Here is a 23086-nt window from a genome sequence, read left to right as displayed (position 1 = left end):
TCGTACACTCAATCATTTCGACTGCGGTTTATATTTCAGCTGAATACGTGAACTTTCTTTGATGACTTCCATGACTGGATAACTGCGCGTTTCTTTCACACCCGGCAACTGCCATAACACTTGACCTGATATTTTACGAAATTCGTCCATACTGGCACAGCGAATCTTCACCACAAAGTCAAAACCGCCACTGGTCATGTGACATTCCACAATTTCATCGTGTTGTAATACCGCATGGCGAAAATCATCTAAAACATTCGGTGTCGTCTTATCCAAAAGAATTTCAACAAACACCACAAAACTGGCATTCAGCATGTTTGGATTTAAACGCGCTTCATAATTTAAAATAAAACCTTCCTTAGTTAATTTTTGCACCCGAGCCAAAGCCGCCGTGGCAGATAGGTTCACCTCCTCGGCAAGTTTAATGTTCGATATCTTTCCATCTCTCTGAAGAATATCCAATATTTTGATATCTGTTCGGTCCAAACCAATAATTGGGCTCGTCATCTGAATTAATCTCTAAATAGCATACAAATTATAGTGAGTTATTCGGCATTCTTTCTGTAATCATAAATTAATTACTATAGATCTCTCAACACATTATTGTATGCACAGGATGTAGGCATGAATATGATGGAAAGCAACGCGCATTTCAACGAATCTCAAACACCATTTGAATATATTACCGAATTCAAAGAAAAAAATGAGTTTGAGGTTGAAATCAACACCGCTTGGCGACGTGCCGAAACTGAGTGTGTTCAAAACTTATTAGACCACAGCAAAATTTCTGATGAAATGAATCAACGCATTCACGAACTTGCGTTTGATTTGGCTCATACTTTACGTGAACGTAAAAGCGGCAGCGGTAAAGCGGGTATTGTACAAGGACTCTTACAAGAATTTGCACTGTCTTCTCAAGAAGGCATCGCACTGATGTGTTTAGCTGAAGCATTACTTCGTATTCCAGACATGGCAACACGTGACTTGTTGATTAAGGACAAAATCAACCAAGGCAACTGGAAAGAGCACGTTGGTCAAAGTAACTTAATGTTTGTCAATGCAGCAGCATGGGGCTTGATGCTCACTGGCAAGTTGATGGAAACACCAAAGCAAAATAGCTTATCAGGCACTTTAACAGGCTTATTGGCACGTAGTGGTCGTGGCATCATCCGTAAAGCAGTTGATGTGGCAATGCGCATGATGGGCGAACAGTTTGTCACTGGCGAAACCATTGGTGAAGCATTGCAACATGCTGAACGTCTTGAAGAAAAAGGTTTTCGCTATTCATACGACATGCTGGGTGAAGCGGCACTGACCGACCACGATGCTGATCGTTATATGAAAGACTATACCGATGCCATTCATGCCATTGGTCAAGCGTCAAAAGACAAAGATGTCTATGACGGCCCAGGTATTTCAATTAAATTATCTGCTCTACACCCCCGTTACCAACGTGCCCAAATTGCACGTGTGCATGACGAACTTTATGGCAAAGTCTTTACTCTTGCTAAATTGGCACGCGGTTATAACATCGGTTTAAATATTGATGCAGAGGAGTCTGAGCGTTTAGAAATTTCTTTAGAAATGCTCGAACGCCTATGCTTTGAACCAGAGCTCAAAGACTGGAAAGGCATTGGTTTCGTTATCCAAGCCTACCAAAAACGTTGTTTCTACGTGGTTGACTACATCGTAGATTTGGCTAAACGTAGCGAAAAACGCTTAATGATCCGTTTAGTGAAAGGCGCGTACTGGGATAGCGAAATTAAGAAAGCGCAAATCGAAGGCATGACCGACTATCCCGTATTTACCCGTAAAGTACATACAGACTTATCTTACATTGCCTGCGCAAAGAAATTATTGGCTGCGCCAGAACAAATCTACCCACAGTTTGCAACGCATAATGCTCAGACTTTAGCAACCATTTATGAAATGGCGAATCCTGAGCAATATTATGTAGGTCAGTATGAGTTCCAATGCTTACATGGCATGGGTGAACCCCTTTATGAACAAGTCGTCGGTGAAAAGCTAGATAAAAAACTGGGTGTCCCATGTCGTATTTATGCACCTGTCGGCAACCATGAAACACTATTGGCTTATCTTGTCCGTCGTTTACTTGAGAATGGTGCAAACACCTCTTTTGTAAATCGTATTGCAGACAAGTCACTCGCGATTGATGATTTGATTGAAAATCCAACGCAAACCATTCTAAGCAGTGCAAAACGTGAAAATGTTGTCGGTCAAAAACACCTTTCCATTCCACTGCCTGCTGAGCTTTATGGTCAACTGCGTGCAAACTCTAAAGGTTTAGACCTTGCAAATGACACGGAGTTAACCCAGCTCAATCAAACAGCTCAACAGTTTTCACAACAGCAATGGTTTGCTGCACCTATGGGTGAGCAAATCCAGACAGATGAAACGGTTGTAAAGCAAAGTATTGTTAACCCTGCACGTCACTCAGATGTTGTCGGTTATGTACAAGAAGCAACAACTGAACAAGTTGAGCAAGCATTAAACAATGCGCAGGCTGTACAAGACATTTGGGCACGTACGGCTAAAGACACCCGTGCCAATTACCTACTTCGCGCTGCTGACTTAATGGAAGCTCGCTTAGAAGAACTGATGATTTTACTGTGCCGTGAAAGTGGTAAAACCTATGCCAATGCCATTGCAGAAGTTCGTGAAGCAGTCGATTTCTTACGCTACTACGCAACGCAAATGATTGTTCTAGATGCAAATGCAGAGGTTGAGCCTTTAGGCACGATGCTGTGTATTAGCCCATGGAACTTCCCATTGGCCATCTTCACAGGTCAAGTCGCTGCCGCATTGGTTGCGGGGAATACCGTGATTGCTAAACCAGCGGAACAAACACCGCTAATTGCGGCTCAAGCGATTCAAATCTTATGGCAAGCAGGTGTGCCTCAAGCTGCTGTACAACTGATGCCGGGTCGTGGTGAAACTGTAGGTGCACAGCTCAGTGCATCAGAACAGGTTCAAGGCATCATGTTCACAGGCTCGACTGAAGTTGCCAAAATTTTGCAAAAAACTGTGGCGAAGCGTCTGAGCAAAAATGGTGAAAGCATTCCACTGATTGCTGAAACAGGCGGTCAAAATGCTATGATCGTTGACTCATCAGCACTGACTGAGCAAGTTGTACTTGATGTCGTTAGCTCAGCTTATGACAGCGCAGGCCAACGTTGTTCTGCCCTACGCGTACTGTGTGTACAAGAAGACAATGCCGATGCTGTGATTCAAATGCTTAAAGGCGCAATGCAGCAACTTCACGTGGGCAATCCATATCTACTCAAAACTGATATTGGCCCTGTGATTGATGCTGAAGCGCAAGAAAATATCCAAAAGCACATCGAAAAAATGCGTCAAAAAGGTCATCGCGTACACCAGTTGATGCGTAATGATACTCAAGACTCTGAACTAGATGCAGGCACGTTCATTACACCAACACTGATTGAGCTGCCAAATCTCAATGATTTAGAGCGTGAAGTGTTTGGTCCTGTGCTGCACGTGATTCGCTTTAACCAAGGTTCACTCAAACAGTTACTTGAGCACATCAACAGCAAAGGTTATGGCCTGACTATGGGTCTACATACCCGTATTGATGAAACCATTCAAACTGTGATGACCCATGCTGAAGTAGGTAACCTCTACATCAACCGTAACATCGTAGGTGCAGTTGTCGGTGTACAACCGTTTGGTGGTGAAGGTTTATCGGGTACAGGCCCTAAAGCGGGTGGTCCAATTTATCTATATCGCCTAATGCAAAACTGTTCTGCGAAAAAGTTGAATAAGCCATTTGCAACAGGTGCTGATTTGAACCCTCAGGTCAAGTTCAGCAACTCTGCATTGTTCCTTGAGTGGGCAGCTAAAACCTTCCCTGCTGTAAAATTGGCAAAAATTGAGAACTTCTGTTCAGGCCATCATTACGAGTTGCAAGGCCCAACAGGTGAAAGTAACCAATACATGGTGATCCCACGTCATGCAGTCTTGTCATTAGCTGAACAAGAAGCGGATCAACTACAACAGTTGAATGCGATTTTTGCAGTCGGTAGCCGTCCAGCAGTACTCGCAGATAATAGCTTTGTGTTAAAACACATGCCAAGCATGCCTAAAGCATTGGCTCAAGCGTTCCATGTCATCAAAGACATCAAAACTGGTGCATTTGATGCGGTATTGCACCATGGTACGACAGCACAACTTTTAGCTCTGCAACAGCAAATAGCTGAACGTCAAGGTGCGATTGTCGGTATTACTCACCTTAGCCCATCACAAACTGCCATTCCGTTGGAACGTTTTGTGATTGAGCGCGCGATCAGTGTTAACACTGCAGCTGCTGGTGGTAATGCAAGTCTGATGACTTTGAACTAAGCCCAATTTAAACCTGTAGTCCGCATTGGGGTTACAGGTTTTTACCGTGTTTCCTCTATTGCCAAGTCAACATCTCCTAGTCTGTTTACTTGGCATTTTTTATGCGACTTCGTTTGACTCAATCTGTTCGAAAATTTCCGATATAACAATACATCAATCCACCTGTAGCATGAATAAACTCCACGCTTTTGCTGAATATCTTTAGGCTAATTCGGCAAACTTTGTTACCATCTCTTTTTTCAATATGTTTGCGATTTTTACTGCATATGACTTCTTCTTATCAACAACAACTTGACGCCAAAATTGAACGAATTACAGCTCAATTTGCTGAATTCACTCCACCTTCGCTTGAAGTTTTTCAATCTTCTGAAAAAAACTTTCGCATGCGTGCAGAATTCCGTATTTGGCATACCGAAGATGATATGTTTTATGCCATGTTTGAACGTGATGAAGACAATCAGAAAAAAGTCATTCGTATTGATGACTTCCCAATCGCGGATGCCAGTATTAATCAGCTCATGCCTGTTTTATTGGCAGAATTAAAAAGCAATGATCTCCTCTCAAAACGCTTATTTGAAGTGCATTTTTTAGCGACCTTAAAAGGTGAAATGCTGGTTTCGCTGATTTATCGCTGCCCACTCAATGAACAATGGCAGGTTTTAGCTAAGCAACTCGCAGAAAAATTAAATATTAAGTTGATTGGTCGTAGCCGTGGTCAAAAAGTGGTACTTAGCGATGAATTTGTGGTGGAAGAACTGCAAGTTTTTGAGCGTAAATATCAGTACAAACAAATTGAAAGTAGTTTTACCCAGCCCAATGCGCAAGTCTGCCAAAAAATGCTCGAATGGGCCTGTAATGCTGCACAACAGTCGCACAAAGATTTGTTAGAACTTTACTGTGGCAATGGTAACTTCACCCTACCGCTTTCAACCCGTTTCAACCGTGTCTTAGCCACTGAACTGGCTAAGTCCTCAGTGTATGCCGCACAGTGGAATATCGAACAAAATAAAATCGACAATATCCAAGTCGCACGCTTGTCAGCAGAAGACTTCACCCAAGCTTATAACGGTGAACGTGAATTCCGTCGCTTACAAGAAGCAAATATCGACATGAGTAGTTATGAGTTCGATACTGTGTTTGTTGACCCACCGCGTGCGGGTATTGATGATGAAACATTAAAGTTGATTCAACGTTTTGAGCGCATCATTTATATTTCGTGTAACCCTGACAGCTTGTATGACAACTTAAAAACACTCAGCCAAACCCATAAAATTTCAAAGTTTGCGATGTTTGACCAGTTCCCGTATACGCATCATGTTGAAGCAGGAATTCTGCTCGAAAAAATCTAAACAATTTGTTGCAAAATATGCAACTTCAAAAATGAAGCCGTCACAGGCTTCATTTTTTACTTATTCTTAGAAAATAGTAATTTACATAAAATACAAGAATTTTCCCTGTCATAATAACGTTAACTTATGAAACTATAATCGGAATTTTTGGATACTGATTGTTGCTTTTATCTCTTTGCCCATCTTGCATTATTCTCTAGATTGGTTATATTTCACCCTATGTTAGGTTGTTAATGAAGTGTCTATGAGTTTTTGGCAAAAGCTGTTTTCAAATGAACAGCAAAACGAGCATAAAAATCAAATTGCTTGTGTTGAAAATGACTGCTCTTGTAAAACCAACGAACAACTTCTCGAAAAGCTGAAAGTAGCAACGGATGAAGATGTGATTGTTGGTATTAAAAAAGTTTTGGCTTCGCGTGGCTATAGCCGTAGGGAGTTAAATGAACTTCAGCATCGACCTCTACAATAGTAGAGTTTCTGAATATTCACCAAGAAGGCATTTAGATTAATCTAAATGCCTTTTTTAATGCCGACACATATAACTCCCCCCTAAGAAGGTTGAACAAGTGCAAAACAATTCACTTTTGCGACTAAAAATCACACAAAGCCTTAAATTTTTGCTACCTTACAGGCTCAATATAAAAATCAATAATGTTTCAAAATTAAAGGTTTAAGCAATGAAAAAATTACTCATGATTAATGCAAGTATCATCCTTTTGTCTTTGACCGCGTGCAGCAAAATGCCGAAGGCCTGTATTGAGTCATGGGAAAAGATGGAAAAACTTGGAAAACAAATGGGTTTAGCTGAAGAACAACTCAAAGAACAAAAGATGAAATTTGAAGAGGAAATCAAAACAATGAACGAAGAAGAAGCAACGCGGATGTGTAGTACTCAAAATTCACTTTTAGGCTTGGTTGGTCAGTAATCCGTTCTATTGCTAAAAAGAAAATGACATAGAAAAAAAGCCGTATTATTTGAATACGGCTTTTTGATTCATTATTTAAATACCTTGAAGCGCACCGTATCATCCACAAAGCCTTTTTCTTTAGCTTCACCCTCAACTGAACCAAAGACTAATTGTGCGCGTAATTTCCAACTGGCAGGCACACTCCATTCAGCATGGACTTCTTCATCCACAATTGGATTATAATGTTGTAAAGATGCACCTAGACCCAAGGTATGTAACGCAGTCCACGTTGAAAACTGAGCCATAGCTGTAGAATGCTCTGCCCAAATAGGAAAGTTCTCAGCATAAGATGGAAATTGCTCTTGTAAGCTCTGAATGACATCTAGATCTTCAAAAAATAAAACTGTTCCCACACCTGCTGCAAAACTGGCCATTTTAGCGGTTGTTTTAGCTGCACTTTCTTCGTCTTTAGCATAAGACTTCAGTTTTTCAGCCACAAAAGTCCAGAATTTTTCATGCTCCGCATTGAACAAAATCACAGCTCGAGATGACTGCGAGTTAAAAGATGATGGGCTTTGTTTAATAGCTGTTTGGATCAAATCAGTTAAAAATTCAGAACTGTGCTCAACTTTTTTACCAATAGCATAAATAGTACGACGTTTTGTAATTAAGTCGATGAACTGATTTGACATGTATTAAAATCCTTGTGGTTCTATTCAAAAAAAATTCATAGCAAATTTAAACATTAGTCTGCCATGAATGATGACCTAATGTATCAAGCAAAATTAATTCCAATATTTGACCAAATAATAAAATTTAATGCTTTAGATGTAGTTTAAATGCTTTGTGTTTACCACAAATACATAGTTCTGCTATCCATATAAAAAATCCTCCAAATGGAGGATTTTAAATTTGTTTAGAATTTGGCTTCTAAGACTTGAGTGGGAATTTTATTTTTCCATAAGTCCCGTAGCACGGGTAAATAGAATTTTTCACCCAATTCAACTAGTTCTGCATCAATTAACGCATGTATTTCATGCATAAATAAATAATCAAGTTCAACCGTTTTCAACTGTTGCTGTGTTTTGGCAAAGTCTTTGCGCTTTTGTTGTGCACGTTTCACTAGAGCATCTGCAAAATCTTTATCTTTAAACTGCTTAATCGCGTTTAAGCGTAACTCAATCACGCCCCAACCACTCAATAACAGCTTGAAAAGTTCGAAGTCAGTCGTGGTTGATTCCCATGTCATTTCTTCAAGATTTTCATTTTCAGGTAGAACAGGAAGCAATAATTCCATAACACTTGGGAAAATCTTTTTGAAATTTAAAACAAATTTAACAGGATGCTCACCCGGATAATCGTTAAATTGCACGTTTTTCTGAACATCTGTCAAATAAATATCAAGCATGGTAACTCATCAGCAGTTTATCTCTAGTCGACCATTGTACCGACTTCGCCCAAAGATAAAAACTGCTGATGTTCATTTGCTCTTTCATTGAGCAATTGAAGAAAATTTATTTTACATTTGGTGAAATCATTTGTTCTGGACGGACCACTTCATCAAACTGCTCAGCAGTGACTAAGTTCAACTCTACAGCCACTTGTTTTAGTGTTTTTCCTTCTTTATAAGCTGTTTTGGCAACTTTCGCTGCATTTTCATAGCCAATCACTGGGTTTAAAGCCGTAACTAACATCAATGAGTCATGTAAGAAGTGGTCAATTTTTTCACGGTTCGGCTCAATACCCACTGCACAGTGATCATTGAAGCTATTACATGCGTCACCCAAAAGCTGAATCGACTGCAACAAATTAAACGCAATTACAGGCATGAACACATTCAATTCAAAGTTACCCGATGCGCCCGCAACATTAATCGTGGTGTCATTGCCTAAGACTTGAGCCACCACCATAGTCATCGCTTCACTTTGAGTCGGGTTCACTTTCCCCGGCATAATACTTGAGCCTGGTTCATTTTCTGGAATACGTAATTCACCAAAACCACAACGCGGGCCACTAGCCAACCAGCGAATGTCATTGGCAATCTTATTCAAGCTTACAGCAAGCGTTTTTAATGCACCTGAGGCAAACACGGCTGCATCGCGCCCAGCCAATGCTTCAAATTTATTTGGTGCAGTCACAAAAGGTAGTCCGGTCAACTGTGCCAGTTGCTCCGCCGATTTTTCCGCATAATCAGGATGCGCATTCAGCCCTGTACCTACAGCCGTTCCACCTAAAGGCAGCTCATACAAACCTGAGAGTGCCTGTTGTAAACGCTTTAAGCCATGATCGAGCTGAGAAACATAACCGCTAAACTCTTGGCCCAACGTTAATGGTGTTGCATCTTGTAAATGAGTTCGCCCAATTTTGACGATGTCTGAAAATGCTTGAGACTTTGCATCTAAAGTATCTCGAAGCTGGGTAACCGCAGGAATCAGTAATTCATTGATCTGAATACTTGCTGCAACATGAATCGCCGTTGGAAATGAGTCATTGGTTGACTGAGCACGGTTCACGTGATCGTTCGGGTGTACAGGTTTTTGTGCGCCTAAAGGATTGCCGAGTTTCTGATTGGCGATATTCGCAATTACTTCATTACAGTTCATGTTACTTTGCGTGCCTGAACCAGTTTGCCATACTACCAAAGGAAACTGACTATCCCACTGCCCTGCAATCACTTCATCCGCAGCGCCGACGATGTATTGCGCCAATTCTTGTGGAATTTGGTTAAGTTCAGCATTGGTCTGCGCTGCTGCTTTTTTCACTAAGCCCATAGCACGAATCATTGGTCGCGGTAGACGTTCACTGCCAATTTTAAAGTTTTGCAAACTACGCTGAGTTTGGGCACCCCAAAGTGCTTCGCTTGGTACTTCAACTTCGCCCATCGTGTCGTGTTCAATACGTGTTTGCATTTTAACCTCTTCCTTTTTAAGTGAATTGCAAAATGATTATTTTGCGCTTGTTTTCCTTATCTTAATGATTAAGTAAAAGTATGTAAATGATAATTGTTATCAGCAAATTAATTAAAGACCCTCTAAACTTTGTCGGTAGAAACGCCATCCGTCCTCAAGGGTTTGTTGTAAACTGCGCTTCGCTTCCCAGTGTAAAACATTTTTTGCTTTACTACATTCGGATGCGACCTGATCTAATTCCACGATGTTCGAATCAACTATATCGACTGTAGCAATATCACTTTTCGTCACACTTTCTACTGTTTCAACCAACTGCTGTATCGACACACTTTGGCCTGCGATATTAAACGCTTCACAAGTAAACTGTTGATTGCTTAACCATTGTAACGAAGCAGCAATCGCATCACACGCATCCAGAATATGTAAAAAACTACGTTCGACCGTATGGTCTGCTGTTTGTGCTTTTTTTCTCAGTTCAATATGATCACGCTGTTTGGCAGCGACTTGCATCAACAGTGGGATAATATTTTTCGGTAAAGGCGGAAACAGCTCTCCGAGCATTGCATTTTCAAATGCGCCTGCGACATTGCCCATTCTTAAAATGGCAATTTTCCATTCATTATCTGTTTTTGCTGTATCTCGAATAATTTCTTCGACCATTTGTTGCGACTTGATATACGGGTTTGGGTAGCCGAAATTCAGTTCTAAGTCTTCTTCTAGATGTAGACTCGACTCACCATAAACTGCAAGACTGGAAAGATGCACCAAAGTTCGAACACCTGTGCGTTGCATGGCACGCAGTAAACTCATAATACAACTAACATTGTCATTATAATATTCCAAAGGCTTCAACACAGACTCTTCAAGCGATTTAAAACTTGCGGCATGTACCACTGCATCAATGGAATACTGCTCAAAAACTTTGTTCAAAGCAGGCGTATTTCGGATATCAATTTTGACAAAAGGCACGTACATGCCACTAATAAATTCTAATCGTTCAAGAGTTTGTAAATTCGCATTGGATAAATTGTCTACAATAATGACCTCTTGCCCATGCGCCATAAAGCTCAAAGCAATATGTGAGCCTATAAAGCCTAAACCACCAGTCACTAAAATCATTGTATACTACCTTTTTATTATGAAGTCCGAATGTACCAAGCAAGTTTTGGACATTCCTCTAGTGAAGTTTGATGAGTACTTTATTACTAATTACCTCCGCACCGAGTTCGATTCATGCATGGCATGCGCTGGGTTTAGCACAAGCACTGCATGCGAAAAATGAACTCTTTCGAGTGTTTTTCTACCAAGATGCTGTTCAAGTTGCCAATGCCCTACAATGGGTACCTGACGACCAACGGAATCTATGTTCTGAGTGGCAAAAACTCGCCATTCGCCTGCCAGTTTGTGTTAGTGCAGCCTTGGCTCGAGGAATTACCGATGCCGAAAATGCACAGCGTCATCAGTTAGCACAGCATAATCTTGCTACAGGTTTTGACTTGGTCGGCTTAGGGGAACTGGCCGATGCCGTTCAGTCTGCAGAGCGCTTAATTCAATTCTAAGTGCTAAGTTTTCAAGAATTTGTTGCTTTTAAAAGGTATATTGTGTGAAATCTGTACTGGTTATTTTAACCCAAGCCAATTTGAACTCTTTGCAGGTGCATGAAAGCCTCTCTGCTACGATGGTTCTTGCAACTTTTGGCTGTGAAGTCAAAGTCTTACTACAAGATGCTGCGCTCAGCTTATTAAACGATGCTCAGTCATTTGAACCCTTAAAGCATGCTTTTAAACTGGCGTCAAACATGGTTGATAGCTTTGAGTTTTATGACTTAAGCCCGATTTGGATTGAAACCAAAAATCAAGCTTCTGCCTTTGTTCAACAAACCGAGCAAGAAATAGAATGTGTTGAACTCAATGCCAATTTAATACAACAGTTTGACCATGTGCTGTATTGGTAAGGAGACAGTTATGAGCAAAACACTTTATCTCGTGCAGTCTCCATTTGCCGCGACAGAGTTAGCGCTGAGTAAATTGCAAAACCTGTATCAATCAGGGGATGATGTGGTTTTAATGGGAGATGCGGTCCTTTATATACAGCATCCTTTTATTCAGCAGTTAGCTTGTGTATTTGTGCTTGAGCAGGATGCTGAAAATATCGCTGCGGCCTATCCGAGTAACCTAGAAACCATCAGCTATGCTAGGTTTGCTGAGCTATGTTTAAACCACAGTCGTTGTATCAGTTTAAAATAATTTTGAGTGTTTAGATGAATTTAGAATTAGACCAAGATGGTCATTTAGTCGATTACACCATTTGGAATCAAGAGGTTGCAAAAGAATTAGCAAAATCTTTAGAGCTTGAATTGACCGATTGGCACTTTGAAATCCTCATGGCAGTGCGTCAGTTTTACCAGCAGTTTGGGCACTCACCTGCAACACGTCCACTGATTAAGTTTTTAATGAAAACAGTTAGTGCAGACATCAATAATGCCATACTGCAAGAAAAGTTTAATACTGGGCTTGTAGCGCGCCATCTGAGCCGTTTGGCTGGTGTACCAAAACCTGCAAACTGTTTATAAGCTTAAGCTTCTTTAACATCTGGTTGATTAACTAAAGCATCAACATAAACCTGTGTCGGTATCGCTTTGATGTCTTTGGCATGTATGGCATCACCACATTCGTTACAAACCAAATGTGGCTGAATACTATGCCCACAGGTTTTATGGATAAATTGCACGGGACGACCTTGCCCCTCGTCCATCCATTGATCGGCCCATGTTGCCATCGACATCAGCACTGGATATAAAGCCAAGCCTTTTTCAGTTAGACAGTACTCAAATCTTGCTTGACGATCCGTGTAGGGTCTTTTCTCCAAAATTTCATGTTCAACCAAGCGCTTTAATCGAGCAGACAACAGGTGCCGAGTCATACCTAAATTTTCTTGGAAGCTTTCAAATCGGCGCGTTCCTAAAAATGCATTTCGTAAAATCAGCACAGTCCAGCGGTCACCAATTACCGATAGTGTTCGTGCAATTGAACAAGGCTGCTCCCCGATCTCATCCCATTTCATTACAAAAGAACCATGTTGATTGTTCCCGTAACGTTAAAAGATTTAAAGACAGAAGAAAAGCCCTTTTATCTGGACTTCTCTTTAAACATCTAATTGTAGCTATGAACTACTCCATTACACACAACTGGCTTTTAAAGCCTTTTGCTGCGTCTGGAACATAAAGTCTACTATTTCAATTTCACCGTTTTGTAGCTCATTGAGACGTTTTTCCATGACGTAATACAAAGCTTTTTTATGTTCTTTAGACAGCGACATCTGTTGAAGCTGTTGTTTCAAATGAACCAAAAGGCTTTCTATTGGCTGATCATCTTCTATCATCAGGTATGCATAGCCAAAAATTGCACCACTTAATAAGGATTCAAAAGAAAATCCATGCGAGACATTGTAAGCAACCGATGAAAAAACACGTTCAAATGCGCTTAGTTTTCGAAGTGGGTCACGCGCAACACGGCTGCATGGGTCTTTATAAGCATACTGGCATGACTGATCAAAACTTTTTGCCAATCGTATTAAATCATTTTTGCGTTTTGACAGGTAATGCGTCAGACCTTGCGTCACTTCTGCAAGCAGTTTTTCAACATAATACTGCACTCGCGGATCGCCCATCGCTACTCCAATGGTCTGATGCCCGAGTAGGCTGGCATACCATGCAGTCATGGCATGTACGCCATTCCATAAGCGGTTTTTAATGAGCTGAATATCTGAAATTTGATCGACCAAGATCATTTGACGCATTTTACTGAGTAAAGGACTTTTGTTTTCTACATAGATTGGCATATCCATTTCAGCATTGAATAGAATTAAATCCATATGCTGTAAAATATGGCTCGGTTGAAAGTTTTGTCTCAAATCCTCAACATATTCACTGGCACGGCGTTCTTGATCTACGCTGAGTTTACTGACATCTTCAACTTCAATTTGATTACTCTCGTCATCAAGTTGATATTGCTTAAAAATATTGTATTTAATGCACAGTTGACGATATAGATTTTTATCGCTTAGCTTAGACACCATACGGTTGACTACCGTATCGCAGAAATAGTGTTGTTCTAAGATAAAGTCGGCAACAGCATGGTCTGTTAATTCCACCAAGGCTTTACGTACCTGCTCAAGAACCAACTGCTTGGCGCCTATTTTATTTAAGATAATTAACAGCGTCAGTGGAGTTTGAACTTGCTCATCTTGTGCCAAATAGCGTGCATAGAGGCCCTGTGCAATGGTTGCTGCTTCACTGACTAGAGCATTTTCAGCTAAACAAATCGCAATTAAACTCGACTCGACGTACATGGCATGCATCTGCTGTAAGTCTTCAGCATCAATAATATGCATATTTTCAATACGTTCATCATAAGACACTTGCCCATAGCGAATACAATATGCCCCAAATGCGTTAACGGCTGAGCGATATAAGCTATTCCGTGTAGACGCATAGATTTTTTTAGGACGCGTATAACCATCCCAATGCGATAAAATTTGTGCGATATAACCGCCACCAATCGCACCAAAACCGTGAATTCCAACAGTGAGTTGATTTAAAGTTTGAGGAAAGCTTTCTTGTAAATTGGGCATTTCCAGATGCGAGCTGTAGATATCTAATTCCATTAGATAGTCATACATATTTTCAAAATAATAATTGGCATGAGCCAACATACTTGCATTCGGTTCTTTAATATCTTTGAACAGTACACAGATGCCCCCAGCATCGTGTGCCGAATGGATACCATTTTCAGAGTCTTCAAACATGAAACACTGTGCAGGTTCAAGGTTCAGTTTTTGCGCTGCACTTAGGAAAATTTCAGGATGTGGCTTCCCCTGTTCAACTTCATCACCACAGACCAAGACATCAAAAAACTTATAAACATTGGCATTGATTAAATACTCTTCAGCAATTGCTCTTCGACTAGAGGTCGCCACGGCCATACGTAACCCCGCTTTACGCAACCGCTCTAAAACTTGCACCAATCCTTTTTTAATCGGAACACCATATTGGCGCACTGTTTCTAATTCTAATTCATCAGCTCGCTTACGAATGTCCCCGTAAGGAACTTCTTGACCATATTGCTTTTGAGCTAGCGCTTCAGAACTACGTGCACTTAAACCTAAACAAGCCATGAGGTAGGCATCTGAAAACTCGACCCCAATCTGCTCTTTGGATGCCTGTTTCAAGGTTTGAAACCGTAAACGTTCGGTATCAAACATTGTTCCATCCATGTCAAAAAGCGCACCATGCACAATATCATTTTTAAATTTAAACATTTAGCCTCCGTTTTTATGTTTGCACTTAGACTATACAAAAACCGGGCACAAATTTGATCCTCAGATTTCCTGAAACATTTTTGTTTATTTATTGATCAATAGATTAGGGTTTAAGCATTTTTTTGTAAACAAAAAGTAATTTTAGGTAATCGAACCGTAACCATAGCGATCATTTTTTAACAAATTCTATCTGGAGATGAGCCATCTAAAAATGAATTTGATCTTTATATTCATCAATGATCGACAACCATGCACGAGTAGCAGGATTCATGACTACGGTGGAATTCCATGCCATATTTAAGTTCCAGCGCAAACTTGGTTGTCCCACTAAACTGACACTGAATTTTGCGCGATCTAATTGCTCACAATAAATTTGTGGTAATAAAGCAATACCGACACCAGACTCGACCATTTTGGCAATAAAGTCCCACTGACTACTTTTACATAATACTTTGGGTTCAAAGCCTGCTGCCATAGCTGCTTCCAATATCACATGGTTCAATGTAAAGGTATCTGCATACAGTAGAAACGATTCTTCTTTGAGCTCGGCAAATTGCACCACGTCACGCTTTCTCCATTGTGAGTCATGGTTGGAAAGCAAACACAGCGGCGAATCAATAATTTGTATCCCCTGAATACTAGGCTTTAATTCTCCCAGTAAGATACCCACATCAATATTTTTCGCTAAAATTGCTTCTTCAATTCCTGTTGCACCGACTTCTAAAAAATTCAACTCAATATTGGGATAAAGTTTATGAAATTTAGCAATCAATGAGCTTAAAAGGACTGAACCTAAAGGTGGCAGACCGAGTCTTAGCACACCTTGCTTTACCCCTCGAATCTGATCAGCAGTTTCAAAAATTTGCTGTTGCTGTTGTAAAATCTGCAATGCATGCTGATACAGCTGTTCCCCCATATAGGTCAATTTAACTTCTCGCTTTCGTCCTGCTTGCCCTTTATGAAATAGGGGTAAGCCAATTTCATCTTCTAGTTGCCTTAATACTTTGCTGATAGTGGGTTGAGTTAAATAAAGTTCCTCAGCAGCTACACTAAAACTTTGGCTTTTCACTAGCTGCACAAATATTTTAAGGGTCTTAAAATCCAAAATTATTCCAGATAAGCATAATTATTATTTTATTATTCATAATTACCACCCTAGGTCAAACTTAAAATAACACTAACAATCCAAACATGGTGGACATCAGATGCGTCCGTTCAAACTGGTTTATCGTTCAATTCTTCAAGTCGGCCTGCTAATGGCCATTTGGTATATCGGTACGTTTGTACAAGCTACGCTGTCCTTGCCTGTATCTGGTGGAGTCGTCGGCTTAACACTTTTGCTTATTGCACTGTTAACAGGATTATTCAAACTAGAATGGATTAAGTCAGGCTCTGATCTACTCCTCACTGAGCTATTATTATTTTTTATCCCCTGTGTCATCGGGTTAATTAAATATAAACATCTCTTTCTTACTCAAGGCTGGCAACTGGTTTTATCTATTGTTGTTGGTACCATTTGCGTAATGACCTGCACGGCCTACTGTGTCTCCTTAGGCTTTAAGCTTGAAGAAAAGTTTCAAAAAAAGACCAAACGACCCCATCAGCTCAATACACAAGTTTAAGGAACCACCATGCATATTCATTTTGTAGCCTTAATCTGTTTTATCGGGACCATACTGGCATATATTTGGGGTAAAAATTTTTATCAGAAATATCCCTATCTGTTATTCTCACCAACCATTCTAATCCCTTGTCTCATCATCCTATGTATGATGATGTTCCATATTCAGTATGACAACTATATGTATTACAGTAAGTGGCTCGTATGGATGTTAGGCCCTACGACAGTTGCTTTCGCCATTCCAATCTTTGAGTATCGCAAAGTCATTCAACAACATGCTTTCTCTATAGCATTAGGTATTATCATCGGCATGATGATTGGAGTACTTAGCTCTTTTTACTTGGCACGTTTGTTTCATTTTGATGCTGTAACCAGTTACAGTTTGATGAGTCGTTCTATCTCTACCCCTTTTGCCATGGAGCTCAGCAAAGCCGTTGGTGGTTCTGTAGATCTGGTGATTTTATTCACTGTGATCACTGGTATAGTCGGCGGACTTTTGGCCAATTCTGTATTGTTAGTCCTAAAACTAGATTCCAAATTCGCTCAAGGAGCATCTTTGGGCAATGCAGCACATGGTTTTGGTACCAGCACTGCGTTCAAACGCCATAAAGAAGAAGGCGTAGCAGCCTGTCTCAGTATGGTTTTAGCAGGTATCTTTATGGTTCTTTTTGGTCCAAGTTTAATTAAAACAGTAGTTTATCTACTCAGCTAAGGCACAATAATAGCTTTAGCTAATACGACTAAAATTCTGCTCTTTAATGCCTTTAAAAGCAAAATACAGCATTAAGCCCATCATTAGTGCCAATAAAAAATAATAAGGCAAATGTTGGTTCACCTGATAGAGTCCAGTACTCAGCAACGGCGCGAAAACAAAACTTAAAGCCTGTGTTGCCGTACATAAACTGGCTATTTTAGTTTGTAGCGTGGTTGACGCTGTTTGGGCTGCCCCTGTGGTAAAAGCGGGCATTAAACAAGCTACAGCAATACCATAAAAAAGATAAGCGGCTTGAAAAACCCAAATCTGGCTAGCGCTGACTGAAAGTATTAACCCCAAGACCATTGTCGCTAGACCGAACCATAATAATTGTTTAATTGACCAATTGAGTCGTTTTGAAATCGCCAATTGCATTAAAACCAGTGCGATCCCCACAATCAATGAACACTGAGAAAAATAAATTGCACTTTGATAGGTATCGAAATGGAAGCGATCTTGAATATAAAAACCAGCAGTTAAATTTAAGGTAACAATCGCAACATATAAACTAAAACCTAACAATAACCAAATCCCTAATTTTGACCATTGCAATTTTTCTATCGGCAGAGTATCTAATTTCACCGTAGTATCCACTTGTTCCTGTACCTGTGGCGCTTGCTTTGCTTGAAAACCAAGTACAATCCAAACCGCCATACCCGTTAAAATAGCCACGGCACCCCAAAGTGGTGTCAACATGTTCCATGTCAATAACATGGTCGTCACCAAAGGCCCAATGACAACACCTATACTGTTTAGTGCGCCAAACTTTGCCATGTTTTGACTACGATCCTGCTCACTTTGAAAAGCCGTCATGACATAACTTTGCAGCGCAATTTGTGGCATTGCCATAAAAAAGCCCGTACTGGCACGGGTCAATATGAGTAAGCTAAACAAAACAATAAACGACATGGAATAACTCAGCCCGTAACTGAGAACACCTGCAAATAAGCCCCATGTCAGTGCCATACCAGTGAAACCAATACTTAATAATTGATAAATGCTGAATTTTTGGGTTTGCTTAGCGATATAAATAGCAGAAACTGCCATGACTAATGCCCCAGCCGACACCAATGCTCCACCTTGCAGCTCAGTCAACCCTAGTTGCCGAATAAAAGGCGCAAGCAAAGGTAAAATCATTGAGAAACAGGCGCCATTGGCAAGACTACCTGCAATAAAAATATTGTTATTGCTATTCATTTTATTATTTGAACCATATTTTAAGGCGAGATTACAAAGTAAAGAGGTAGCTGAACGCTACCTCTAGACATACAGTTAGTATTTCAATGTATAGCTCAGACCATAGGTTCGACCTTGAGCAGCTAAGCTTGAAATAGCCCCATAAACCGACTCAACCGATTGACTATAGACCGATTTGTAGTCTGTATTCCACACGTTATACACCCCAAAGCCAATCGTACCAGGACCTGCTTTTGCATTGGCAATCACATCCATCGTTGCAAAGCCTTTGATTTCAGCAGGAACAGTCGAACCGTACTTTTCAGCGTCTTTTTTTGCTTTATCCGTACCACCAATAGCTAAGGCTTGAACACGTAGACTCATGTCATTGTTAAACTGCCACTCAGAAAATGCTGTGCCTTTCAGTGGCGCAACTCTGATTGCATCTAGTTCTTGCCATTTCCCAGCAGTATTTTTGAACTGTCCACGGGTATACGCCATGGTTCCACCCACTGTCCAATTTGGCTGTAGTCGATATGACGCATTTCCTTCTACACCATAAACGCGCTCATCTGTATCTAAGACTTCAATGGTATAGTTTGGACGGCCAAACTTTAAACTTTTATCTGAGTCATTATAGAAAGTGGTCACGCCCGCATTTAGACCATTTGTAGCTTGCACACGCCAACCCAACTCGTAGTTATTCACTTTAATTGGGTCAATGGTTTGGCTGTTGACTGTAAAACTTGCAGGCACATCACGAAGCATACGTTGAATATCGGGTAAATTTGAGCCTTGGGAAAAGTTTGCAAAAATTTGTTGAGCATCGCTTAAGTGATAAACTGCACCCACATTAAACAATGTCGCGTCATGCTTTACTTTACCGCCATTTAAAGTCTTGGCTTGGTAGCCTGGTCGCAAGTCAGCAGTAATTGCCTCTAAATAAGGCGTTGATCCATCCACTTGGCTTTCTACACGTTCATAACGCACCCCTGCTTTTAAGCCTAAGCGATCTGTCACATCAAAGTCTGTTTGAATGAAGGTACCCAACTTTTCTGTTTCGACATCTGGCCCAAAAGCATAATAATTAAAAGGCTTATAATTTAGACCGTTACTAGCCACAAATGCAGCACTATCGTACATTTGAATATTTTGTTCATCTTGTTCATTTTCATAGTCAATACCATAGCTGAGTCCCAACTTCCGACCATTTAAGTCAAATTGTTTCTGCAAGGCAACTCGCGCACCGTAAACATCAATATCTGTTTCCGACTGATAAACAAGATATAAACCACCTCCCATAGCCTGAGCAGAAGGGAACCAGCGTGCTTGCTCATTCCGATAGTATGCTTCAGCATTTAAGGTATGCCCCAATACATTTTGATTTTCATATTGCGTATTAAATGCATAGCGTTCTGTTTGCGGTTGGGTCTCTAACTGCATGCCTTTGACCGCAGCAAGACTGGCAGTATAGGTTGGGTCACGTCTTAAATAGGCTAAACTCGGACCATAGTCAGGACCATATTCGCTATCTTGTTCGTCATTAAAATATTGAGCACCAAAACTCAAACTTTGACTATCTGAAATATTCCAAGTCAAACGACCATTGATATCTAATGTATCCGTATCTTGACGGTCTGTTTGCGCAACTTCAGGCCCAATACGGTTACCATGGCTGTCCTGAATTTCACCACGAGTGGTATAACTGGCACCGAAAGCCCCTTGTAGCGCACCTTGGTTAAACAAAATATTTTGTGATGCTTCATAGGCCATAGCATCTGATTTAAAGTTATTTCCCGCAGTCATCCCAACTTTAGTTTCAAAACTAATCGGGTCTTGACCACCACGTTTGGTAATAATATTAATAATCCCGCCTGTTGCTCCCGAGCCATAAATACTGGTTGCCCCTGAAACCACTTCAATACGCTCAATCATAGACGGTTGAATGCTATTTAACTGACGTGAACCATCGCGATAACCTGTTTGCGGTACACCATCAATCATGTATTGCACTACACGACCACGCATGGTCATACCATAGTTTGAGGTCGTTCCACTACTCGGTGTCAGAGATGGAACTAACATTCCCAAGATATCTGCAATACTCTTTCCTGCATTAGCCTGTTTTTCAATTTCAGCTTGATCAATGCTATAAACTGTCCCCGCAATATCCGCAATGCTCTTTGCAGAACGAGTTGCTGTCACCACAATCGGTGCCAGTTGTGTAGCCTCTTTTTGTTTAGCTTCAACACGGCTTGTTTGGCTATCTAATGTTGTAGTGACATCATCTTGTGCATACAATTGTGTACATACAGCAAGTGTTAAACAAGTCAACTGCATAGGTAACATAAAACGGCTCATATCTTTTTCCTTTTATTAAATTTCTTGATTCAAAAGTTTTGTTGAGTTTTTTGATGACGTGAAATGATGTATTGGCTCAGTAGTACACTGACCACAGACGCAACCGCCAATACCATATAAAAATTGCCATATCCGAGTGATTTGGCTAAAAATCCCGATGTAGCTCCCCCAATGAAATAAACCAGTAGCTCAAAACACACCAAAATGGTGAAGTCCGTGCCTGCCTGTTCTTTAGAACTGCTCTGCATGAAATAGGCATAGAGTGAAGTCATTGCTACATAACGAATCGCAAGCATGACAATCACAAATCCCCCCAAGAGTAAATGCCACTGGTTTAACCAGCCCAAAACAATGGCTGCGCCAATCACTCCATACAACACCGTTCGACACCACCCCGCCCAAATAAGCAACTGAGTAGCTTGCAACTTTTTCAGAAGAAATGCTGCCGTAACGGCAGCGAGCAAACCCACGCCTGCACCAATCACAGACATCAGCACCCCAATTTGAGCAAGCGTCCATTTTTGGTCAATGAGCATCGGATTGAGCATCGCCATTGCAGGTGCTTCAACCACGCGATAGCACAAAATCAGTGCTAAGGCCGATAAAATCTCTGGCCGTTTAAAAGCACGGATTAAGCTTGGAGCTTGTTTAGCGATATTCGTCTGTTCACTTGCATTCTCTTGAATGTAAAAAACAGCAAACATGGTCAATGCTGTCATGACTGCTAAACACACCAATGCGCTTTCCCAGCCGTAATATTGGTACAACCATAATGTTGCCGCACCACCTAACATACTCCCCAAAGCGACCCCAATACTTTGTGCCATACTGCCTAGACGGTATTCAGACTCTGAAAAAGCTTCAACGGTATAGCCATCAATAGCAATATCTTGAGTCGCAGCAAAGCTTGAGATCCATAAACCAATCACAACAAATACGATCAATCCATAAGAGAACTGGGTAAAAGCCAAGGCCAGAACGCCAAGAACCAATGCTATTTGAGTAAAAAGCAACCATGTTTTTCGTTTCCCTAACTTCTTGATATAGAGTCGGTCAATCAGTGGTGCCCATAAAAATTTAAAAGCCCATGGAATATAAAGCAGTGACAACATTCCAATCCAACGTAAATCCACCCCCTGATGTCGCAAAATAGCGGGTAATGCCACATTGTAAAAATACAAAGGCAAGGCATGCGCCAGATATAAAACAATAACAACGGCTAGGCTCAAAGCAGAGATTTGGCGTGTTGCTCTTTGTGAATTTAGGTTTTGCATATCCACCTCTGCACTGCCCATTGCAGTGCATCAGAATGATCAAGCGTGACGTAATAAGGCACCCGCCACGCAGCATGCAGTGCGGGTGTATTCAGTCGTTGTTGATCTGCCGGGTCTTGTGCGATTCGGACTAAACCCAAGCAATATTGAAAAAAAAGCTGTTTGTATGTTTTGTACCAAGCCGCTTGCAGTTGACGATATTCTTCCGGAAATTCCGTACCAACGTCGGTTTGCATGACCAAAGCAAAGTTTTGTTTCTTTAAGAAAAAACGTTCAATTTGGCTGAGCCATTGTTCAAATTCGGCGACTGTAACATCCTCCGAAAATCGCATATTCATGATGTGTATATGTTCTGAGCTATAGCTCATGTAAATTCCTCAGTCCTATTGAGTGGGTTGTGGTTTTGCATAAATGCAGTTGAATGAGTTAAATACCCTCCAAATTTTTCATAGAATTTATGTTTAAAGCAGTAATACAACATGGCTGTTTTTTCAGGCATCGGAATTAGGCGCTGTGCCTCATAGCACATTTCTTCCACTACTGCTGCATAAGGTTTAACAGTATGGTCAGGCTCACCAACAATTTTTTCGGATGGCGCATTCTCAAAAATGTAAAAACCCAACAAGCGCATTACTGGGCGCAAGTAGCCCTTGCCGAAAGCTGACTTTTCACCAAACAGTAAGTGCCAACCAAGGTCTAAAGCATCACCATCGTAATAACGCCCAAGGCGGTCACGCTTGCCTTCATAGATTTCGGTATAACCCACATCCTGACCATCTACCCCTACGATCAACAACCGATGGTGATCATCAGCCAGCATTTTTTCAAAATAAACAGCAAGGTCGATTTCAGACTTATTCAGCTGCCACTGCGGTATAACGTGGGGCTCATGCATCCATTTATGTAACAGTGCTAAATCCTCTGGATACTGCACTTGACGTAGGTAAAATTGCGTCTCATTCTCATAGTATTCATAAAAATCGGGAAGTTGCTGTGACAGTGTTTTCATGGGGAAGCCTTCTAATTTTTTAGTGT

The 23086-nt window shown here is 40.9% G+C and carries 24 protein-coding genes; 10 read left to right on the top strand and 14 right to left on the bottom strand.

Annotated features, from left to right (window positions below; genetic code table 11):
- Positions 1–12: 12 nt before the first annotated feature.
- Positions 13–507: an Lrp/AsnC ligand binding domain-containing protein gene (locus DPG01_RS09545; protein WP_086209216.1), complete on the bottom strand. Its 495-nt coding sequence runs from the start codon at positions 505–507 to the stop codon at positions 13–15.
- A 117-nt stretch (positions 508–624) separates the two neighbouring features.
- Here DPG01_RS09545 and putA point away from each other — a divergent pair, with 117 nt between their 5' ends.
- The 3 genes from putA (at position 625) to DPG01_RS09530 (ending at position 6198) form a co-directional block, all read left to right on the top strand.
- On the top strand, positions 625–4380 hold the full coding sequence (gene putA / locus DPG01_RS09540) for a trifunctional transcriptional regulator/proline dehydrogenase/L-glutamate gamma-semialdehyde dehydrogenase (RefSeq protein WP_110974923.1): 3756 nt from the start codon (positions 625–627) through the stop codon (positions 4378–4380).
- A gap of 266 nt (positions 4381–4646) precedes the next feature.
- The gene (gene trmA / locus DPG01_RS09535) at positions 4647–5729 is read left to right on the top strand and encodes a tRNA (uridine(54)-C5)-methyltransferase TrmA (RefSeq protein ID WP_110974922.1); all 1083 of its coding nucleotides are present in this window, start codon (positions 4647–4649) and stop codon (positions 5727–5729) included.
- Positions 5730–5973: 244 nt separating this feature from the next.
- Positions 5974–6198 carry a hypothetical protein gene (locus tag DPG01_RS09530; RefSeq protein ID WP_086209219.1) on the top strand — a complete coding sequence of 75 codons (225 nt, stop codon included), beginning with the start codon at positions 5974–5976 and terminating at the stop codon, positions 6196–6198.
- A 54-nt stretch (positions 6199–6252) separates the two neighbouring features.
- On the opposite strand, the gene DPG01_RS19070 is transcribed toward DPG01_RS09530, so the two are convergent.
- Positions 6253–6330 (bottom strand): SWIM zinc finger family protein, encoded by a 78-nt coding sequence (locus DPG01_RS19070; RefSeq protein WP_110974934.1) that lies wholly within the window; start codon positions 6328–6330, stop codon positions 6253–6255.
- Positions 6331–6406: 76 nt separating this feature from the next.
- On the opposite strand from DPG01_RS19070, the gene DPG01_RS09520 reads away from it, so the two are divergent.
- Positions 6407–6655: a hypothetical protein gene (locus DPG01_RS09520; protein ID WP_110974921.1), complete on the top strand. Its 249-nt coding sequence runs from the start codon at positions 6407–6409 to the stop codon at positions 6653–6655.
- A 71-nt stretch (positions 6656–6726) separates the two neighbouring features.
- Here the strand turns inward: DPG01_RS09520 and DPG01_RS09515 are convergent, their stop codons facing one another.
- The 4 genes from DPG01_RS09515 to DPG01_RS09500 form a co-directional block, all read right to left on the bottom strand.
- The gene (locus DPG01_RS09515) at positions 6727–7329 is read right to left on the bottom strand and encodes a nitroreductase family protein (RefSeq protein ID WP_086209221.1); all 603 of its coding nucleotides are present in this window, start codon (positions 7327–7329) and stop codon (positions 6727–6729) included.
- Positions 7330–7553: 224 nt separating this feature from the next.
- A complete protein-coding gene (locus tag DPG01_RS09510) occupies positions 7554–8045 on the bottom strand; it encodes a hypothetical protein (protein ID WP_110974920.1) in 492 nt (163 codons plus the stop codon).
- Between the two features lie 106 nt (positions 8046–8151).
- Positions 8152–9546, bottom strand: a complete 1395-nt coding sequence (gene fumC / locus DPG01_RS09505) for a class II fumarate hydratase (protein ID WP_110974919.1) — start codon at positions 9544–9546, stop codon at positions 8152–8154.
- A gap of 111 nt (positions 9547–9657) precedes the next feature.
- On the bottom strand, positions 9658–10665 hold the full coding sequence (locus DPG01_RS09500) for an NAD-dependent epimerase/dehydratase family protein (RefSeq protein ID WP_110974918.1): 1008 nt from the start codon (positions 10663–10665) through the stop codon (positions 9658–9660).
- 71 nt (positions 10666–10736) lie between these two features.
- On the opposite strand from DPG01_RS09500, the gene tusD reads away from it, so the two are divergent.
- From tusD to DPG01_RS09480, 4 genes are read left to right on the top strand one after another with little or no spacing between them, the layout of a single operon-like run.
- On the top strand, positions 10737–11105 hold the full coding sequence (gene tusD / locus DPG01_RS09495) for a sulfurtransferase complex subunit TusD (RefSeq protein ID WP_086209225.1): 369 nt from the start codon (positions 10737–10739) through the stop codon (positions 11103–11105).
- A 44-nt stretch (positions 11106–11149) separates the two neighbouring features.
- Positions 11150–11500, top strand: a complete 351-nt coding sequence (locus tag DPG01_RS09490) for a hypothetical protein (RefSeq protein ID WP_086209226.1) — start codon at positions 11150–11152, stop codon at positions 11498–11500.
- Positions 11501–11510: 10 nt separating this feature from the next.
- Positions 11511–11792, top strand: coding sequence for a DsrH/TusB family sulfur metabolism protein (locus DPG01_RS09485; protein WP_110974917.1), 282 nt, complete (start codon positions 11511–11513; stop codon positions 11790–11792).
- Between the two features lie 14 nt (positions 11793–11806).
- A complete protein-coding gene (locus DPG01_RS09480; RefSeq protein WP_004979945.1) occupies positions 11807–12118 on the top strand; it encodes a TusE/DsrC/DsvC family sulfur relay protein in 312 nt (103 codons plus the stop codon).
- A gap of 2 nt (positions 12119–12120) precedes the next feature.
- Here the strand turns inward: DPG01_RS09480 and DPG01_RS09475 are convergent, their stop codons facing one another.
- The 3 genes from DPG01_RS09475 to DPG01_RS09465 form a co-directional block, all read right to left on the bottom strand.
- Positions 12121–12609, bottom strand: coding sequence for a winged helix-turn-helix transcriptional regulator (locus DPG01_RS09475; protein WP_110974916.1), 489 nt, complete (start codon positions 12607–12609; stop codon positions 12121–12123).
- A 114-nt stretch (positions 12610–12723) separates the two neighbouring features.
- The gene (mtlD, locus tag DPG01_RS09470) at positions 12724–14865 is read right to left on the bottom strand and encodes a bifunctional mannitol-1-phosphate dehydrogenase/phosphatase (protein ID WP_110974915.1); all 2142 of its coding nucleotides are present in this window, start codon (positions 14863–14865) and stop codon (positions 12724–12726) included.
- 205 nt (positions 14866–15070) lie between these two features.
- Positions 15071–15970, bottom strand: coding sequence for a LysR family transcriptional regulator (locus DPG01_RS09465; protein WP_110974914.1), 900 nt, complete (start codon positions 15968–15970; stop codon positions 15071–15073).
- Positions 15971–16070: 100 nt separating this feature from the next.
- Between DPG01_RS09465 and DPG01_RS09460 the strand changes: the two genes are divergently transcribed.
- Both DPG01_RS09460 and DPG01_RS09455 read left to right on the top strand, forming a co-directional pair.
- Entirely contained in the window at positions 16071–16487 is a 417-nt protein-coding gene (locus DPG01_RS09460; protein WP_086209232.1) for a CidA/LrgA family protein, read from the top strand.
- A gap of 9 nt (positions 16488–16496) precedes the next feature.
- A complete protein-coding gene (locus DPG01_RS09455) occupies positions 16497–17198 on the top strand; it encodes an LrgB family protein (RefSeq protein ID WP_110974913.1) in 702 nt (233 codons plus the stop codon).
- A 15-nt stretch (positions 17199–17213) separates the two neighbouring features.
- On the opposite strand, the gene DPG01_RS09450 is transcribed toward DPG01_RS09455, so the two are convergent.
- The 5 genes from DPG01_RS09450 to DPG01_RS09430 form a co-directional block, all read right to left on the bottom strand.
- On the bottom strand, positions 17214–18437 hold the full coding sequence (locus tag DPG01_RS09450) for an MFS transporter (protein ID WP_110974912.1): 1224 nt from the start codon (positions 18435–18437) through the stop codon (positions 17214–17216).
- 75 nt (positions 18438–18512) lie between these two features.
- Positions 18513–20777: a TonB-dependent receptor gene (locus DPG01_RS09445; protein WP_110974911.1), complete on the bottom strand. Its 2265-nt coding sequence runs from the start codon at positions 20775–20777 to the stop codon at positions 18513–18515.
- A gap of 29 nt (positions 20778–20806) precedes the next feature.
- On the bottom strand, positions 20807–22051 hold the full coding sequence (locus DPG01_RS09440; RefSeq protein WP_322873880.1) for an MFS transporter: 1245 nt from the start codon (positions 22049–22051) through the stop codon (positions 20807–20809).
- Complete coding sequence (locus DPG01_RS09435; RefSeq protein ID WP_086209236.1) at positions 22039–22419, bottom strand: hypothetical protein; 381 nt, start codon at positions 22417–22419, stop codon at positions 22039–22041. Before DPG01_RS09435 ends, DPG01_RS09440 begins: the two co-directional genes overlap by 13 nt.
- The gene (locus tag DPG01_RS09430; protein ID WP_086209237.1) at positions 22416–23060 is read right to left on the bottom strand and encodes a GNAT family N-acetyltransferase; all 645 of its coding nucleotides are present in this window, start codon (positions 23058–23060) and stop codon (positions 22416–22418) included. Before DPG01_RS09430 ends, DPG01_RS09435 begins: the two co-directional genes overlap by 4 nt.
- Positions 23061–23086 lie beyond the last annotated feature (26 nt).

Origin of the sequence: Acinetobacter sp. WCHAc060042 (assembly GCF_003231195.1) — a bacterium.
In the GTDB taxonomy this organism is placed as follows: Bacteria; Pseudomonadota; Gammaproteobacteria; order Pseudomonadales; family Moraxellaceae; genus Acinetobacter.
The sequence above is the reverse complement of the archived record's forward strand: the minus strand, read 5'-3'. Positions and strand labels throughout refer to the sequence as shown.

Coding starts and splice junctions, on each gene's coding strand:
- DPG01_RS09440 (WP_322873880.1), bottom strand. CDS start 22,051: ATGCAAAACCTAAATTCACAAAGAGCAACACGCCAAATCTCTGCTTTG.
- mtlD (WP_110974915.1), bottom strand. CDS start 14,865: ATGTTTAAATTTAAAAATGATATTGTGCATGGTGCGCTTTTTGACATG.
- tusD (WP_086209225.1), top strand. CDS start 10,737: ATGAGTACTTTATTACTAATTACCTCCGCACCGAGTTCGATTCATGCA.
- DPG01_RS09520 (WP_110974921.1), top strand. CDS start 6,407: ATGAAAAAATTACTCATGATTAATGCAAGTATCATCCTTTTGTCTTTG.
- DPG01_RS09510 (WP_110974920.1), bottom strand. CDS start 8,045: ATGCTTGATATTTATTTGACAGATGTTCAGAAAAACGTGCAATTTAAC.
- DPG01_RS09530 (WP_086209219.1), top strand. CDS start 5,974: ATGAGTTTTTGGCAAAAGCTGTTTTCAAATGAACAGCAAAACGAGCAT.
- DPG01_RS09480 (WP_004979945.1), top strand. CDS start 11,807: ATGAATTTAGAATTAGACCAAGATGGTCATTTAGTCGATTACACCATT.
- DPG01_RS09545 (WP_086209216.1), bottom strand. CDS start 507: ATGACGAGCCCAATTATTGGTTTGGACCGAACAGATATCAAAATATTG.
- DPG01_RS09500 (WP_110974918.1), bottom strand. CDS start 10,665: ATGATTTTAGTGACTGGTGGTTTAGGCTTTATAGGCTCACATATTGCT.
- DPG01_RS09430 (WP_086209237.1), bottom strand. CDS start 23,060: ATGAAAACACTGTCACAGCAACTTCCCGATTTTTATGAATACTATGAG.
- DPG01_RS09435 (WP_086209236.1), bottom strand. CDS start 22,419: ATGAGCTATAGCTCAGAACATATACACATCATGAATATGCGATTTTCG.
- DPG01_RS09515 (WP_086209221.1), bottom strand. CDS start 7,329: ATGTCAAATCAGTTCATCGACTTAATTACAAAACGTCGTACTATTTAT.
- DPG01_RS09460 (WP_086209232.1), top strand. CDS start 16,071: ATGCGTCCGTTCAAACTGGTTTATCGTTCAATTCTTCAAGTCGGCCTG.
- trmA (WP_110974922.1), top strand. CDS start 4,647: ATGACTTCTTCTTATCAACAACAACTTGACGCCAAAATTGAACGAATT.
- DPG01_RS09445 (WP_110974911.1), bottom strand. CDS start 20,777: ATGAGCCGTTTTATGTTACCTATGCAGTTGACTTGTTTAACACTTGCT.
- putA (WP_110974923.1), top strand. CDS start 625: ATGAATATGATGGAAAGCAACGCGCATTTCAACGAATCTCAAACACCA.
- DPG01_RS09455 (WP_110974913.1), top strand. CDS start 16,497: ATGCATATTCATTTTGTAGCCTTAATCTGTTTTATCGGGACCATACTG.
- DPG01_RS09485 (WP_110974917.1), top strand. CDS start 11,511: ATGAGCAAAACACTTTATCTCGTGCAGTCTCCATTTGCCGCGACAGAG.
- DPG01_RS09475 (WP_110974916.1), bottom strand. CDS start 12,609: ATGAAATGGGATGAGATCGGGGAGCAGCCTTGTTCAATTGCACGAACA.
- DPG01_RS09450 (WP_110974912.1), bottom strand. CDS start 18,437: ATGAATAGCAATAACAATATTTTTATTGCAGGTAGTCTTGCCAATGGC.
- fumC (WP_110974919.1), bottom strand. CDS start 9,546: ATGCAAACACGTATTGAACACGACACGATGGGCGAAGTTGAAGTACCA.